This window comes from Micromonospora sp. 4G55 (assembly GCF_016803375.1).
The window spans coordinates 1-14743 of record NZ_JAEVHN010000099.1; the positions used below are offsets into that span (position 1 = coordinate 1).

7 protein-coding genes and 2 pseudogenes are annotated in these 14743 nt (G+C 71.3%); 4 read left to right on the top strand and 5 right to left on the bottom strand.

All coding sequences use genetic code 11. The features are described 5' to 3' along the window. The coding region (locus tag JNW89_RS11415) for a hypothetical protein (protein WP_238448876.1) at positions 1-692 on the bottom strand (692 nt) is incomplete at its 3' end. A gap of 326 nt (positions 693-1018) precedes the next feature. On the opposite strand from JNW89_RS11415, the gene JNW89_RS11420 reads away from it, so the two are divergent. The 3 genes from JNW89_RS11420 to JNW89_RS11430 all read left to right on the top strand — a co-directional run bounded on the left by JNW89_RS11420 (position 1019) and on the right by JNW89_RS11430 (position 3729). Further along, complete coding sequence (locus JNW89_RS11420) at positions 1019-1972, top strand: ATP-binding cassette domain-containing protein (RefSeq protein ID WP_238448877.1); 954 nt, start codon at positions 1019-1021, stop codon at positions 1970-1972. Beyond that, positions 1969-2718 carry an ABC transporter permease gene (locus tag JNW89_RS11425; RefSeq protein ID WP_238448878.1) on the top strand — a complete coding sequence of 250 codons (750 nt, stop codon included), beginning with the start codon at positions 1969-1971 and terminating at the stop codon, positions 2716-2718. The genes JNW89_RS11420 and JNW89_RS11425 overlap by 4 nt, the downstream gene beginning before the upstream one ends. A 174-nt stretch (positions 2719-2892) precedes the next feature. After that, positions 2893-3729, top strand: a complete 837-nt coding sequence (locus tag JNW89_RS11430; RefSeq protein ID WP_238448879.1) for a DUF4097 family beta strand repeat-containing protein — start codon at positions 2893-2895, stop codon at positions 3727-3729. A 16-nt stretch (positions 3730-3745) separates the two neighbouring features. Here the strand turns inward: JNW89_RS11430 and JNW89_RS11435 are convergent, their stop codons facing one another. The 4 genes and pseudogenes from JNW89_RS11435 to glgX all read right to left on the bottom strand — a co-directional run bounded on the left by JNW89_RS11435 (position 3746) and on the right by glgX (position 13105). Further along, positions 3746-6889, bottom strand: coding sequence for a BTAD domain-containing putative transcriptional regulator (locus JNW89_RS11435; RefSeq protein ID WP_238448880.1), 3144 nt, complete (start codon positions 6887-6889; stop codon positions 3746-3748). Positions 6890-6918: 29 nt separating this feature from the next. After that, a pseudogene (gene treZ / locus JNW89_RS11440) lies at positions 6919-8651 on the bottom strand (malto-oligosyltrehalose trehalohydrolase). Further along, positions 8648-10985 (bottom strand): annotated as a pseudogene (gene treY / locus JNW89_RS11445) (malto-oligosyltrehalose synthase). The pseudogenes treZ and treY overlap by 4 nt, the downstream one beginning before the upstream one ends. A gap of 2 nt (positions 10986-10987) precedes the next feature. After that, on the bottom strand, positions 10988-13105 hold the full coding sequence (glgX, locus tag JNW89_RS11450) for a glycogen debranching protein GlgX (RefSeq protein ID WP_238448881.1): 2118 nt from the start codon (positions 13103-13105) through the stop codon (positions 10988-10990). Positions 13106-13423: 318 nt separating this feature from the next. On the opposite strand from glgX, the gene JNW89_RS11455 reads away from it, so the two are divergent. Beyond that, on the top strand, positions 13424-14743 hold a 1320-nt coding region (locus tag JNW89_RS11455), incomplete at its 3' end, for a glycosyltransferase family 4 protein (protein ID WP_238448882.1).

Consider the following 14743-nt stretch of genomic DNA (forward strand, 5'->3'; position numbering starts at 1 on the left):
CGGAGGTGGTCGGCGTTCAGGGCGGGTCCGGTGGTGTTCTGCAGCCGCGCTCCGCTGCAGTTCAGTTGGCCGCCGAGGTGGGCACCGAGTAGCCGGACGGTGCCTCGCTCGCTGGCGCTGGTGGCGGTGAACCCGCGGCGCAGGAACACGCTTTGGTCGACCTGGAGGCCGTCGGCGTCGAGGGCGGGTCCGGTGGTGTTCTCGAGCCGCGCTCCGCTGCAGTCCAGTGTGCCGATGTGGGCAGCGAGCAGCCGGATCGTGCCTTGCTCGCTGGCGCTGGTGGCGGTGCTCCTTTCGAGCGAGAGCACCCGCGCGGCAAAGCGTGTGGCGTCGACTGGCGCGTCGTCCGAATCTGCCGCTTGCTCGATGCGGCACCCGGTCAAGGCAACCGCCAACAGTTGGGCCTTGCGGAGATTCAAGCCGCTGGGCAGTAAACAGTCGCGCAGCTCCAGCGCCAGGTCACTGGTGATGTTCTCCAAATCGATCTGACCGGCGATCCGGGCTCCGCGTAGCCGCAGGCCGTGTGGGTCGGGTTCGCTGACCAGACGGCCGCGGACGAGCTCACGGATGACCGAAGCCGAGATCGTCCGCTCCTCGCCCCAGGACCGCATCGCTGCCTCGTCGACCGGCCCGTCACCGGCCAGATCGAGCACCTCGCCGCAGGCGACGGACTCAATCAGTCGCTGCTCCACAGGACTGTGCGCTCGACCGTCCGCATCCCTCACCCGCTGGCGGCCTACCGACGTCATGGCACCAATATATGGAAGCCACGTCATCTAACCGCGATCCCCTGACCGGGCCACGGCCCGCGACCCGTCAGTCGTTTTCCGTACTAAACGCCCGGACGGCGGCAGTTGAGTGCTGAGGGACATGGCGCTAGCCCAGTGACCGGCCGCCGCCGACTGTCGTCGGCAACCTGCGCAGCGTATGGCCTGGCGTGACGAGGACGAACACCGTGTCAGTGGTCGTGTCAGGGGCGTGTCAGGCCGGTGACAGGTCGTCCGCCGATCGTGGTGGCATGAGAAGTTCAGCGATTGAGGTTTCCGGGCTACGGAAGGCTTTCGGGGACAAGACCGTGCTCGACGGCATCGATCTGGATGTTCGTGCGGGCACGGTCTTCTCCCTGCTCGGTCCGAACGGGGCGGGCAAGACGACGACGGTGAACGTGCTGACCACGTTGATGAAGGCCGACGGTGGCACGGCCCGGGTTGCCGGGCATGACGTCGCGACCGAGACCAAGGCGGTACGTGCGGCAATCGGGGTCACCGGGCAGTTCGCGGCGGTGGATGAGCTGCTGACGGGGCAGGAGAACCTGCAGCTGATGGCGGATCTGAAGCCGATGGGCGCCGGCGAGGGCAGGCGGGTTGTCACGGAGTTGCTGGAGCGGTTCGATCTGGTGGAGTCGGGGCAGAAGCCGGTGTCGACCTATTCCGGGGGTATGCGCCGGAAGCTGGATCTGGCGATGACGCTGGTCGGCAAGCCACGAATCATCTTCCTGGACGAGCCGACGACGGGACTGGATCCGCGCAGCCGCCGCACGATGTGGGAGCTCGTCCGCGAGTTGGTGGCCGATGGGGTGACCATTTTCCTCACCACCCAGTACCTCGAGGAAGCGGACCAGCTCGCCGACCGGATCGCGGTACTCCACCAGGGCCGCCTGGTTGCCCAGGGCACTCCCGACGACCTCAAGCGCCAGGTCCCCGGCAGTCATGTCCGGCTTCGGTTCACCGACGTCGTCGAACTCGACGCGGCCGCGCGGGTCCTCACCGACGCCACGCGGGACGACGAGGCACTGGCCCTGCGGGTTCCCAGCGACGGTGGGACGAGATCGCTGCGGGCCCTGCTGGACAGGCTCGACGAGTACTCGATCAGCGCCGAAGAGCTCTCCGTCCACACCCCGGACCTCGATGACGTCTTCCTCGCCCTGACGGGCCACACCCACACCCACACCACGGAGGTGGTCGCGAAATGAGCACCAAGTCCCATTCGATGGTCATGTTGCGTCGCAACTTCAAGCACATCGCCCGGAATCCGACCTCGGTGTTCAACGCGGTCCTGATGCCGATCGTGATCATGTTGATGTTCGTGTACATGTTCGGAGACGCCTTCAACGTCGGTGTCGACTACATCGACTACGCGACGCCGGGACTGATGCTGCTGGCCGTCTGTTACGGGCTGGGGGCCACCGCGACGTCGGTGAACTCCGACATGACGAAGGGCATCATCAACCGGTTCAAGGTCATGGACGTCTCCCGAGGTGCGGTGTTGGCCGGTCACGTCATCGCCAGTGTGCTGACCAATCTGGTCGCCATCGGGGCGCTCATCGGGGTGGCCTTCCTGCTGGGCTTCAGCCCGTCGGCGAGTTCCCTGGACTGGCTCGGCGTGGTCGGCATCGTCGTGCTGCTCGGCTTCGCGGCCGGCTGGCTCACGGTCGCCCTGGGACTGGCGGCGAAGTCTCCGGAGACGGCGGGTCTGGCCTCCGTGCCGCTGGTCATGCTGCCGTTCTTCAGCAGCGCGATCGTACCGGCGGAGAAGATGGGGCCGGGCCTCCGGCAGTTCGCGGAGTACCAGCCCTTCACGCCGATCATCGAAACCATGCGCGGGTTGCTCGACGGCGCACCATCCTCCAGCGACGCGATCACCGCCACCGCCTGGTGCGTCGGCATCGCTCTCGTCGGCTACCTGTGGGCGCGTTCCACCTTCAAGAAGCGCGCGTGACCTTCCGGGCGATGGCCCTCGGAAGGCTGACCCCGAAGCCGCCAGCGACGAACTGACCCGGCGCGCGCTCGCCGCCGACGAGCGCGCGCGTGGGCGTGCGGACCGATGCGTCACCGGCTGGGGCGGCTGAGCCACCCACCAACAGACCCCGTATGAGACAAGAGGAGAGGCATCATGCCTACATTCGCCACGCCAGGACCCATCGTCGCCACCGTTGTCGTCGCCGGTGCCCAAGTGCGGGTCACCGCGAGCGACCGGACCGACACCATGGTGCTGGTCGAACCCATCGACAAGGCGAGCCGGTCGGACGTCAAGGTGGCCGACAAGACCAAGGTCGACTTCGCCGGCGATCAGCTGTCGGTCAAGACGACCGCCTCCGGGGACAAGAACGGTTCGGTCGCCATCACGATCGACCTGCCCGCCGGCTCCAGCCTGGTTTCCTACCTGGCGCACTCGGATGTGCACGCTGACGGCGCATTGGGAGAGTGCGAGCTGCACATGGCATCCGGTCGGGTCCAGCTCGATCGCATCGACGCGCTGCAGGCGAACATCGCGGCCGGTGAGGTCACGATCGGCCACATCGCCGAGCGCGCCACCATCGACGGCAGCACGTTCGCACTGCGGATCAGCGAGGTCCAGGACACCGTCAAGCTCTCCAGCGCCGGCGGGCAGGTCTGGATCGGCCACGCATCGGCGGACCTCGACCTCAGCAGCGGCAGCGGCGGTTTTGACATCGATCGCGCCGACGGCAGTGTCACCGCCAAGACAGGCGACGGCGCCATTCGGATCGGCCGGTTGACCCGCGGTCAGGCGGAGCTGGCGAACCACTCGGGAAACATCGAGGTCGGCATCAGCGAGGGCACCGCTGCCCGGGTTGACGCCGACAGCAAGCGCGGGTCGGTGCGCAACTCCGTACCGTCCCAGGAGAACCCTGACCCGTCCGACGACAAGGTCAGGGTCCACGCCCGCACGCGCCACGGCGACATCACCGTTCAGCGCGCAGCAGGCTGACGGGGGCTGGCCACGTTCAGGAGGCGAGCGTGGCCGTGACCAACTGAGCCCAGCTCGTCTGCGTGCCGTCCCGAGCCGCCTCGGCGAACCGTGTGTCGCCGAGGCGGCTCCGCGCGGCCTGCTCGATCCGGAACACATCCGGGTGGGAACGATTCGGCAGTCCGCGCACGGCGGTGCTCGCCGCGAGCAGCCGCGCGGCCTGCTCGTACTCTTCGCCGCGTAGTGCCAGGTCCGCGATCCCGACGAGGATCTGCGCGATCAGGGGTGCGTGCCCCGCCTCGGCGGCCGCCTGGCAGGCCGCCGCGTGGTGCGTACGGGCCGCGCTGAGGTCGTCGGCGAGGTAGCCGAGCAGGTCGTGTTTCACCGCGCGGATGTTCGCCTGCTCCGCGTCGTCGCCCAGCAGGGTCGTCGCGACGTCGAGTTGCTCGTACGCCTCCTCGGCGTTGCCGCGCCAGCGGGCGAGTTCCGCCTTCGCGAGGGCCAGTTCGGCCAGCGCATCCGGCCAGGTGACCCGTTCCGCGCACCGTTGCGCCTCGGCCATGGCAGCCGTGCTGGCGTCCTTGTCGCCGAGCAGCCAGTACAGCTGAGCCTGTCGCGACCGCATGCGGATGACATCCTCGATGGCACCGACTTCGGTGACGACCGCGATCGCCTGTTCGTAGTGCTCGCAGGCACGGGCGAACTCGCCGCGCACGGCGATTCGGTCCGCCAGCTCGGCCAGGACGATCGAGATCCCGAACCGTTCGCCGATCGCGCGGAACTCGGCGAGCGCCAGCTCGAGATACGCATCCGCATCCCGCCCGCCCTGGCCGAGCATGATCCGCATCTTGCCGAGATGGAACCGGGCCAGTGCGCGTACCCAGGGGTCCTCGTCGTCCAGCAGTGGTTCCCACGCGGACAGGAACCCGTCTGGCGCCTGCAACATGCGTTCCAGCGGGACGACCAGTCCCAGCAGCGGATTACGGGACTGACTGCGCTGGCTGAACCGGTATGCCTTGTGGATCCACTCCTCCGCATGGTGTTCGTCGCCCCGCCCGGCGCTGACGAACAGCACGACGAGCGCATACACGGTGGCCCGGATCTCATCGGCCACCTCTCCAGGCGTGTCGGTGGCCGCGATGATCAGCTCGATGCCTTCGGCCTTGTGCCCGCTGAGCCACCAGTACCAGCCCGCGCCAGCCGCGAGCCGCATCGCCGCGTCGGCCTCGCCGGCCGCGAGCGCACCACGCATCGCAGCACTGATGTTGTCGTGCTCGACACCGAGCGTGGCGAGCCATGCCAACTGCTCGGCGCGGCGGAGATGCGGCTCCGCGGTCTCGGCGAGTTCGGTGAAGTAGGCGAGATGCGCACGGCGCGCCAGGTCCGATTCACCCGCCTCCGCGAGCCGGTGCCCGGCGTACTCCTTGATCGTGCCGAGCATCCGGTAGCGCGGTGCGCCGCCGCGATCGGCGACCAGCAGCGACTTCTCGGTCAGCGACGTGAGCAACTCGAGCACCTGCTCCTGCTCGACCGCGTCGCCGCCGCAGACCCGCTCGGCCGCTTCCAGGCTCGCCCCGCCCGAGAACACCGAGAGCCTGCGCAGGACCATCCGTTCGGCGTCGGTGAGCAACTCCCAGCTCCAGTCGACCACCGCGCGCAGCGTCCGGTGCCGCGGCAACGCGGTACGGCTACCGCTGGTCAGCAGGCGGAACCGGTCGTCGAGCCGGTGGGCGAGCTGGTCGATGGACATCGTGCGCAACCTGGCCGCGGCCAGTTCGATCGCCAGCGGCATCCCGTCCAGCGCCCGGCAGATGCGCACCATCGTTGACAACGTCCGGGCGTCGACCACGAGATCCTTGCGCACCGCGCCTGCCCGGTCCCGCAGCAACCGGACGGCCGGCGCGGACTCGATCTCGCCGGGGCCGGCGTCCCCCTCCGGCAGGGCCAGTGGCTCGACCAGCCACAGTGCCTCACCGGTGATGCCGAGCGGTTCCCGGCTCGTCGCCAGGATCCGCAGCCGCTGGCACTCCCCGAGCACTCGATGGGCGAACGTCGCCGCCGACTCGATCACGTGCTCACAGTTGTCCAGGATCAGCAGCGCCTCGCGCTCGCGGATCGCGGCGATGAGCCGGTCCGTCGCCTCCGCGTTCGGCGCCTGGCCGAGCAGCGCATCCCGCAGGCCGAGCCCGGCGAGCGCCGACTGCGCCACGTCACCGTCGGCGCCGATGGCGGCGAGCTCCACCAGCCAGGCCCCGTCCGGCAGGTCGCCGAGCAGCGTGCGCGCGGTTTCCGTGGCCAGCCTGGTCTTCCCCGAGCCGCCCGGCCCGATCAGGGTGGTGAGCCGATGGTCGGCGAGGAGTTCACGGACCGCGGCGACATCCGCGTCCTTGCCGACGAAGCTGGTCAGCTCGGCACGCAGGTTGGTCTTCCGGTTTTCCTCCCGCCGTCCCAGCTCGCCCCGCAGCAGCGCGACGTGCAAGGCGGACAGCTCCGGCGACGGGTCGACGCCCAGCGTGTCGGCCAGGACTTCTCGGGTGCGCTGGTACACGAGCAGCGCCTCGCTGCCCCGACCGGCCGCCACGAGCGCACGCATCAGCGCAGCGACAAGCCGTTCGCGCACCGGATGCGCGGCCACCAGGTCGGTCAGTTCGGTGACCAGCTCCGCGCCGTGGCCGAGGTCGACCTCCGCGTCGAACCGATCCTCCAAGGCCCTCAGGCGCAGCCCCTCGAGCCGGGTGACCGCCGCGTCGAACGCGGCACTGCCCTGCAGACCGACGTCCTGCAGGGCCGCACCGCGCCACAGGGCGAGCGCCTCGCGCAGCAGCCGTACCCGCCGTGGAGCGTCGTCATGGCGAACCTGGGCCGCGGTGACGAGGCGTTCGAACCGCACGGCGTCGACGGCGTCGGGTCCGACCATCAACCGGTAGCCGTCCGGCTGCCCCTCGACCGATCCTTCCGGCACCGCCTTACGCAGCCGGGAAACCAGGCGGTGCAGGGCATTCGTCGCGTCGGCGGGCGGGTGTTCACCCCAGATCCAGTCGACGAGCGTCGCCTTCGGGACCACGCGACCAGGTTCGAGCGCCAGAGCGATCAACAGCCCGCGCAGCCGCGCGCCCGGCACGTCGGCGAGGGCGCCGTCGTCCGTGCGAACCTCGAACGATCCGAGCACCCCGATCTGCACGCAGCAGATCTTGCCATGGGCCGCCGACCTCAGAGCGCCACGATCGCCGCCGTCTCCGCCGGCAGCTCGATCCCGTCCCGCATCACCGTGACCCCGGTCCCGGTGGCCAGCAGCACATTGCGCACCACCCCCGGCAGGTTGATCCGCTGCGCCTTCCCGGCGAGGTTCGCCACCACCAGATGCTCGCCCCGGCGCATCAGCAGGAAGCGGTCGCCGTGGCGTACCTCGACCCGGTCCAGCCGGGGGTCGGACAGGTCGGGGCGGCTCTTGCGCAGCGCGATCAGCCGGCGGTGGAACTCGTACATCTCCCGATGCTCGGGCTTGTCCAGCTCGGCCCAGTCGAGCCGGGAGCGCAGGAAGGTCTGCGGGTCCTGCGGGTCGGGCACGTCCCCCGGCGGCCAGCCGTGCGCGGCGAACTCGCGCCGGCGGCCGGTGGCCACGGCGGTGGCCAGCTCCGGCTCGGGGTGGCTGGTGAAGAACTGCCAGGGGGTGCTGGCCGCCCACTCCTCCCCCATGAACAGCATCGGGGTGAACGGCGCGGTCATCAGCAGCACCGCGCGACCCGCAGCAGCGCCGGGGAGAGGCTGGCGGAGATCCGGTCGCCGGTGGCCCGGTTGCCGATCTGGTCGTGGTTCTGCAGGTACGCCACGAAACGGTGCCCCGAGGTCCGCTGCCGGTCCACCGGCCGCCCGTGGCTGCGGTTGCGGAAGCTGGACCAGGTGCCGGCGTGGAAGAACGCGCCGGTCAGCACGTCGGTCAGGCACTCCAGCGAGCCGAAGTCGCCGTAGTAGCCCTGCCGCTCCCCGGTGAGCAGGGTGTGCAGGGCGTGGTGGGCGTCGTCGTTCCACTGCGCGTGCAGGCCGAAGCCGCCGGCCTCGCGCGGGGTGATCAGCTTCGGGTCGTTGAGATCGGACTCGGCGATCAGCGACAGCGGCCGGCCCAGGTGGGTCGAGAGCGCCTCCACCTCGGTGGCCACCTGCTCCAGGAAGTGGGTGGCCCGGGAATCGGGCATGGCGTGCACGGCGTCCAGCCGCAGCCCGTCGACGTGGTAGTCACGCAGCCACATCAGCACGCTGTCGACGATGTAGCGGCGCACCCCGTCGGAGTGCGGGCCGTCAAGGTTGACGGTGCGACCCCAGGTGTTGCTCTGCTCGGTGAGGTACGGCGCGAACATCGGCGCGTAGGCCCCGGAGGGCCCGAAATGGTTGTAGACGACGTCGAGGATCACCCCCAGACCCCTGGCGTGGGCGGCGTCGACCAGCCGTTTCAGCCCGTCCGGGCCGCCGTAGGGCTGGTGCGGGGCGTACCAGCAGACCCCGTCGTAGCCCCAGTTGTACTCGCCGTTGAAGGCGTTGACCGGCAGCAGCTCGATCATGTCGACGCCGAGGTCGACCAGGTGGTCCAGCCGGCCGATCGCCGCGTCGAAGGTGCCCTCGGGGGTGAAGGTGCCGACGTGCAGCTCGTACAGGACGCTGCCCGGTAGCTGACGGCCGGTCCAGTCCTGGTCGGTCCAGCGGAAGGCGGTGTGGTCGTAGAGCCGGCTGGGCCCGTGCACGCCGGCGGGCTGCCAGGCCGAGCGGGGATCGGGCAGGGCCCGCTCGCCGTCGTCGAGCAGGAACGCGTAGTCGGTGCCCGGCCCGGCGTCGGGAACCTCGAAACGCCACCAGCCGTCGGGGCCGGAGCGCATGTCGTGGTCGGCCACGCCGGGCAGGCGCAGCCGGACCCGCGCGGCCTCGGGAGCCCACACCGTGAACTCGGTCATGCGGCAGCCTCCACGGAGTCGGTGGGAGCCAGCAGGGCGACGGGATAGGTGCTCAGCAGATCATCCAGGAGCAGCTCAGACCCACTGTAGACCCGACCGGTGAACACGTCCGTAACACTGTTGCCGGAAATCGAAAGGGTGGTCCCCCGCCAGCCGCCCGAGCGGGCCAGCCCCAGCGGGAGGCGGGTGGCCACCGCGACCGCGCCGCCCCGGTCGAAGGCGACCGCGTGCGCACCCGCCGGCCCGGGTGCGGCGACCGGCCGGTAGCTGGTGAACAGCTCCGGGTGGTCGCGGCGCAGCCGCAGGGTCCGGGAGACCACCAGCGAGCTCGCCGCGCCGTCGGCGGCGACCGCCGGCCGCCGGCCGCCGTCGAGCCGGGCCAGCAGCTCCCGGCGTACGGCGAAGTCGACCGGGCGGCGGTTGTCCGGGTCGACCAGGCTGTTCTCCCACAGCTCGGTGCCCTGGTACGTGTCCGGCACGCCGGGCATGGCGAGTTGCACCAGCTTCTGCCCCAGGGAGTTGGACCAGCCGGCCGGGGTGATCTCGTCGGCGAAGGAGGTGATCTCGGCGCGCAGCGCCGGGTCGTCGTACATCCGGTCGACCAGGGCGTGCAGGTCGCGCTCGAAGGCCAGGTCGGGGTCGGCCCAGCTGGTGGCGACCGACGCCTCCCGGGCGGCCTTCTCCACGTACGCGTGCAGCCGCTCGCGCTCGACGGGCCAGGCGCCGACGGCGGTCTGCCAGAGCAGGTGGGCGAAGGCCGGGTCGGACAGGGGCGCGCGGGCCATCCAGTCCTCGACCCGCTCGGCCCAGTGCTCGGGCAGCTCGGACAGCACCGCGAGGCGGGCCCGGACGTCCTCGCCGCGCTTGGTGTCGTGGGTGGAGAGCGTGGTCATGCCGGCCGGCCAGCGGACCTGCCGGGCGGCGGCGGCGCGGTGGAACTCCGCCGGCGGCACGCCGAAGTGCGCCGGCGAGCCGCCGACCTCGTTGAGCGCCACGAACCGGCTCCACCGGTAGTAGGCGGTGTCCTCCACCCCCTTGGCCATCACCGCGCCGGACAGTTGCGGGAACCGCTTCGCCAGCTCGTGCTCCGGGTCGCGCAGGTGGGCGGTGACCGCGTCCAGGGTGGCGGTCAGGTCGGGGCGGCGGCGTCCCGCCTCCGCGCGGGCGACGGCCAGGTGCCGGGCGCCCTCGGGCGGGTAGCCGCGGTAGACCGGGAAGCAGGCGGCCAGCTCGGCCAGGGCCTCCCGGGCGGCCCGCGGGTCCAGTTCCGGGGCGAGGGCGGCCAGCCGGGTCAGCTCGGCGGCGAGCAGCCGGGTGGCGGCGGCCAGCTTGGTGTCGTGGGTCAGGTCCTGCCAGGAGGTGTGCCGGCCGTTCAGCCGGGCGTCCAGGGCGGTGAAGTCGCCCTCGGCGCGCGGGTCGACGAAGAGCCCGCAGACCGCCGCGAGGGCCTCGTAGCCGGTGGTCCCGTCGACGGGCCAGTCGGGCAGCTCCTCGCCGTACTCCAGGATCTTCTCCACCACCAGCCACGCGCCGGGGGCGGCGGCGCGCAGCCGGGCCAGGTAGCCGGCGGGGTCGCGCAGGCCGTCCGGGTGGTCGACCCGGATGCCGTCCAGCTCCCCGGCCGCCGCCCACCGCAGCACCTCCGCGTGGGTGGCGTCGAAGACCGCCGGGTCCTCCACCCGCAGTCCGGCCAGGTCCGAGACGGCGAAGAACCGGCGGTACGTCAGCTCGCTGTCCCCACGCCGCCAGGAGACCAGCTCGTAGTGCTGCCGGTCGTGCACCTCGCGCGGACCGCCCGCGGCGGTGCCGTCGGCGATCGGGAAGCGGTGCTCGTGGTAGCGCAGCTCCCCGTCGACGATCTTGAGGTCGTCGAGGGCGTCGGGGGTGTCGGCGAGCACCGGCAGCAGCAGCCGGCCCCGGTCCCAGTCGATGTCGAACCAGTCCGCGTAGGCCGAGGACCGGCCCCGGCGCAGCACGTCCCACCAGGCCGGGTTGGCGGCCGGCTGGGCCACCCCGGCGTGGTTGGGGACGATGTCGACGACCAGGCCGAGCCCGGCCGCGCGCAGCGCCCGGACCAGCCGCCGCCGGCCGGCCTCGCCGCCGAGTTCCGGGTTGACCGCCCGGTGGTCGACCACGTCGGTAGCCGTGCGCGGAGCCGGGGGTGGCGGTCAGCAGGGGCGCGCTGTAGAGGTGGGTGACGCCGAGGTCGGCGAGGTAGCCGGCCAGGCCGGCGGTGGCGTCGAGGTCGAAGCCGGGCCGCACCTGGACGCGGTAGGTCGACCCCACCCGCGTCGTCGGTGCCGCCGTCGGGTCGGGTCGAGGGGTGTCGGGCATGGTCAGACCGTCCTCTCCAGGACCACCAGGGAGCGGTCCGGCACGCAGATCGCGCCGCCCGCCTCGACGATCGTGGTCTTCTCCGGTTCCGGTTCCGCGGTGCTGATCACCAACTCCCACCGCTGCCCGAACTCCTCCCCCGGCAGCGTGAAGTCCAGCGGGGCGTCGTGGGCGTTGAAGCAGAGCAGGAAGGAGGTGTCCTGGTGGCGCTGGCCGTACTGGCCGCGCTCGCGGATGCCGTCGCCGTTGACGAAGAGCGCCACCGAGCGGCCGAAGTCGTTGCCCCAGTCCTCGCCGGCCATCTCCCGGCCGTCCGGGGTGTACCAGGCCAGGTCGGGCAGGCCCGAGCCGGCGGCGCGCCCGCCGACCGGCAGGCCGGTGAAGAACCGCCGGCGGCGGAACACCTGGTGCCGGGCCCGGAAGTCGGTGAGCCGCTGCACGAAGGCCAGCAGCTCCTCGTCGGCGTGCTCCCAGTCGATCCAGGCGAGTTCGCTGTCCTGGCAGTAGGCGTTGTTGTTGCCGCGCTGGGTGCGGCCCAGCTCGTCGCCGTGGCCGATCATCGGCACGCCCTGGGAGAGGACCAGGGTGGCGAGGAAGTTGCGCCGCTGCCGGGTGCGCAGGGCCAGCACTGCCGGGTCGTCGGTCTCCCCCTCGACGCCGCAGTTCCAGGACCGGTTGTGGCTCTCGCCGTCGCGGTTCTCCTCGCCGTTGGCCTCGTTGTGCTTGTCGTTGTAGGAGACCAGGTCGTTGAGGGTGAACCCGTCGTGGCAGGTGACGAAGTTGATGCTGTGGAACGGGCGCCGCCCGTCGTCCTGGTAGAGGTCGGCGGAGCCGGAGATGCGGGAGGCGAACTCGGCGAGGGTGGCCGGCTCGCCGCGCCAGAAGTCCCGCACGGTGTCCCGGTACTTGCCGTTCCACTCGGTCCACTGCGGCGGGAAGTTGCCGACCTGGTAGCCGCCGGGGCCGACGTCCCACGGTTCGGCGATCAGCTTGACCTGGCTGACCACCGGGTCCTGCTGGACCACCTCGAAGAAGGTGGAGAGCCGGTCGACCTCGTAGAACTCGCGGGCCAGGGTGGCGGCGAGGTCGAAGCGGAAGCCGTCGACGTGCATCTCGGTCACCCAGTAGCGCAGCGAATCCATGATCAGCTGGAGCGAGTGGGGGCTGCGCACGTTGAGGCTGTTGCCGGTGCCGGTGTAGTCGACGAAGTACCGGCGGTCCTCTTCCGAGAGCCGGTAGTAGCTGGCGTTGTCGACGCCCTTGAAGCTCAGCGTCGGGCCGAGGTGGTTGCCCTCGGCGGTGTGGTTGTAGACCACGTCGAGGATGACCTCGATGCCGGCGGCGTGCAGCGCCTTGACCATGCCCCGGAACTCCTGGACCTGCTGGCCGAGCCGGCCGAGCGCGGAGTATCCGTGGTGCGGGGCGAAGAAGCCGATGGTGTTGTAGCCCCAGTAGTTGCGCAGCCCCAGGTCGACCAGGCGGTGGTCGTGCACGAACTCGTGCACCGGCATCAGCTCGACGGCGGTGATGCCGAGCCGCTTGAAGTAGTCGATCATGACGGGCGAGGCGATCGCCGCGTACGTGCCGCGCAGCTCGTCCGGGATACCGGGGTGGCGCATGGTCAGTCCGCGCACGTGTGCCTCGTAGATCACCGAGTGGTGGTACGGGGTGCGCGGCGGTCGGTCGTTGCCCCAGTCGAAGTACGGGTTCACCACCACCGACTTGGGCATGAACGGCGCCGAGTCGGTGGTTGACATCTCCTCCGGGTTACCCAGTTCGTAGTCGTAGACCGCCGGGTCCCAGGAGATCTCCCCGTCGACCGCCTTGGCGTACGGGTCGAGCAGCAGCTTGTGCGGGTTGCAGCGCACGCCGTTGGCCGGGTCGTACGGGCCGTGCACCCGGTAGCCGTACCGCTGGCCCGGCTCCACGCCGGGGAGGTACGCGTGCCAGACGTACGCGTCCACCTCGCGCAGCTCCACCCGCCGCTCGGCGCCGGTGTCCCACTCGTCGAAGAGGCAGAGCTCGATCTTCTCGGCCACCTCGGAGAAGATCGCGAAGTTGGTGCCCATCCCGTCGTAGGTCGCCCCGAGGGGGTAGCGCTCGCCCGGCCAGACCTGCATGTCGCTCCTTCGGCCCATGATCATGAGCGCACCGGACGGACGGGCCACCGGGTGCGCACGCCGCTAATGCCCCACCCCGCCGCCGGCCAACCCACCCGTTCGGTGGGCACCCGATATCCACCCACCTGATGCCGATGCGGACCTTTGGGTGTCCTCCGTCACGATAGGCCTTTTCGAGATGCGCGGGACCGCGTCATGCCCTTTGCTTGATGCGGACGCGCCCGCGCGGCGCCTTCGCTCGGCCCTCGGCCACCCCACCACCTTCTTTCCGCCGCCACCGTTGCCGGCGCGACCTTTCGTGCATGGACGGAGATTGATGTGACCACCCCGCGGGTCGGCGAGCAGCCCGTGACCGCACCGGACCGGACCTGCCGGCCCTCCCCCACCTACCGCCCGCAGATCCCGCCGCAGGGCACCGGCGCCGGGGTGGCCCCGCGCACCCGCCGCATCCTGATGCTCTCCTGGGAGTACCCGCCGGTGCTGGTCGGTGGCCTGGGCCGGCACGTGCACGCGCTGTCGGTGGCCCTGGCCGCCGCCGGGCACGAGGTCACCGTCGTCACCCGGCACGCCGAGGGCGCACCCCTGGAGGAGTACGCCGACGGCGTGCGGATCGTCCGCGCCGCCGAGGACCCGGTGACCTTCCCGCTGGCCACCGGCTCCCTGCTGGCCTGGACGATGGCCTTCAACCACACCCTGACCCGGGCCGCGCTGCGCGCCACCGAGTCCGGCTCGTACGACGTGATCCACGCCCACGACTGGCTCGTCGCGCACACCGCGATGACCCTGCGCGAGCACCTGGACGTCCCGCTGGTCAGCACCATCCACGCCACCGAGGCCGGCCGGCACCAGGGCTGGCTGCCCGAGGAGATGAACCGCACCATCCACGGGGTCGAGCACTGGCTGGCCGGCGAGTCCGGCCGGGTCATCGTCTGCTCGGGGTACATGCGCGACGAGGTGGGCGCGCTGTTCGGGGTGCCCGCCGGCCGGGTGGACGTGGTGCCCAACGGCGTCGAACCCCACCGTTGGCGGGTGCCGGTGGCGGCGGTCGCCGCGGCCCGGGCCCGGTTCGCCGGGGACGGCCCGCTGGTCACCTTCGCCGGCCGGCTGGTCTACGAGAAGGGCGTGCAGCACCTGCTCGCCGGGCTGCCCCGGCTACGCGAGCGGCACCCCGGGCTGCGCGCGGTGATCGTCGGCGACGGCCCGTACAAGGCCGCGCTGGAGGCCGAGGTGCACCGGCTCGGGCTGGGTGGCACGGTGAGCATGCCGGGCTTCCTCGGCGGCACCGACCTGCCGGCCGTGATGGCCGCCTCGGACTGCTTCGCGGTGCCGAGCATCTACGAGCCGTTCGGCATGGTGGCCCTGGAGGGCGCCGCGGCGGGCGCGCCCCTCGCGGTGGCCCGTACCGGCGGGCTCGCCGAGATCGTGGAGCCGGGCGTCACCGGGATGACCTTCGCCCCGCAGGACCCGGACGGGCTCACCGAGGCCGTCGACGCCCTGCTCTCCGACCGCGAGCGGGCCCAGCTGCTCGCCCGCCGGGCCCGGGCTCGCCGAGATCGTGGAGCCGGGCGTCACCGGGATGACCTTCGCCCCGCAGGACCCGGACGGGCTCACCGAGGCCGTCGACGCCCTGCTCTCCGA

Bases quoted from the DNA above. Each gene is read 5' to 3' on its own strand.
- JNW89_RS11425 (WP_238448878.1), top strand. From the start codon at position 1,969: ATGAGCACCAAGTCCCATTCGATGGTCATGTTGCGTCGCAACTTCAAG.
- JNW89_RS11430 (WP_238448879.1), top strand. From the start codon at position 2,893: ATGCCTACATTCGCCACGCCAGGACCCATCGTCGCCACCGTTGTCGTC.
- JNW89_RS11420 (WP_238448877.1), top strand. From the start codon at position 1,019: ATGAGAAGTTCAGCGATTGAGGTTTCCGGGCTACGGAAGGCTTTCGGG.
- glgX (WP_238448881.1), bottom strand. From the start codon at position 13,105: ATGCAGGTCTGGCCGGGCGAGCGCTACCCCCTCGGGGCGACCTACGAC.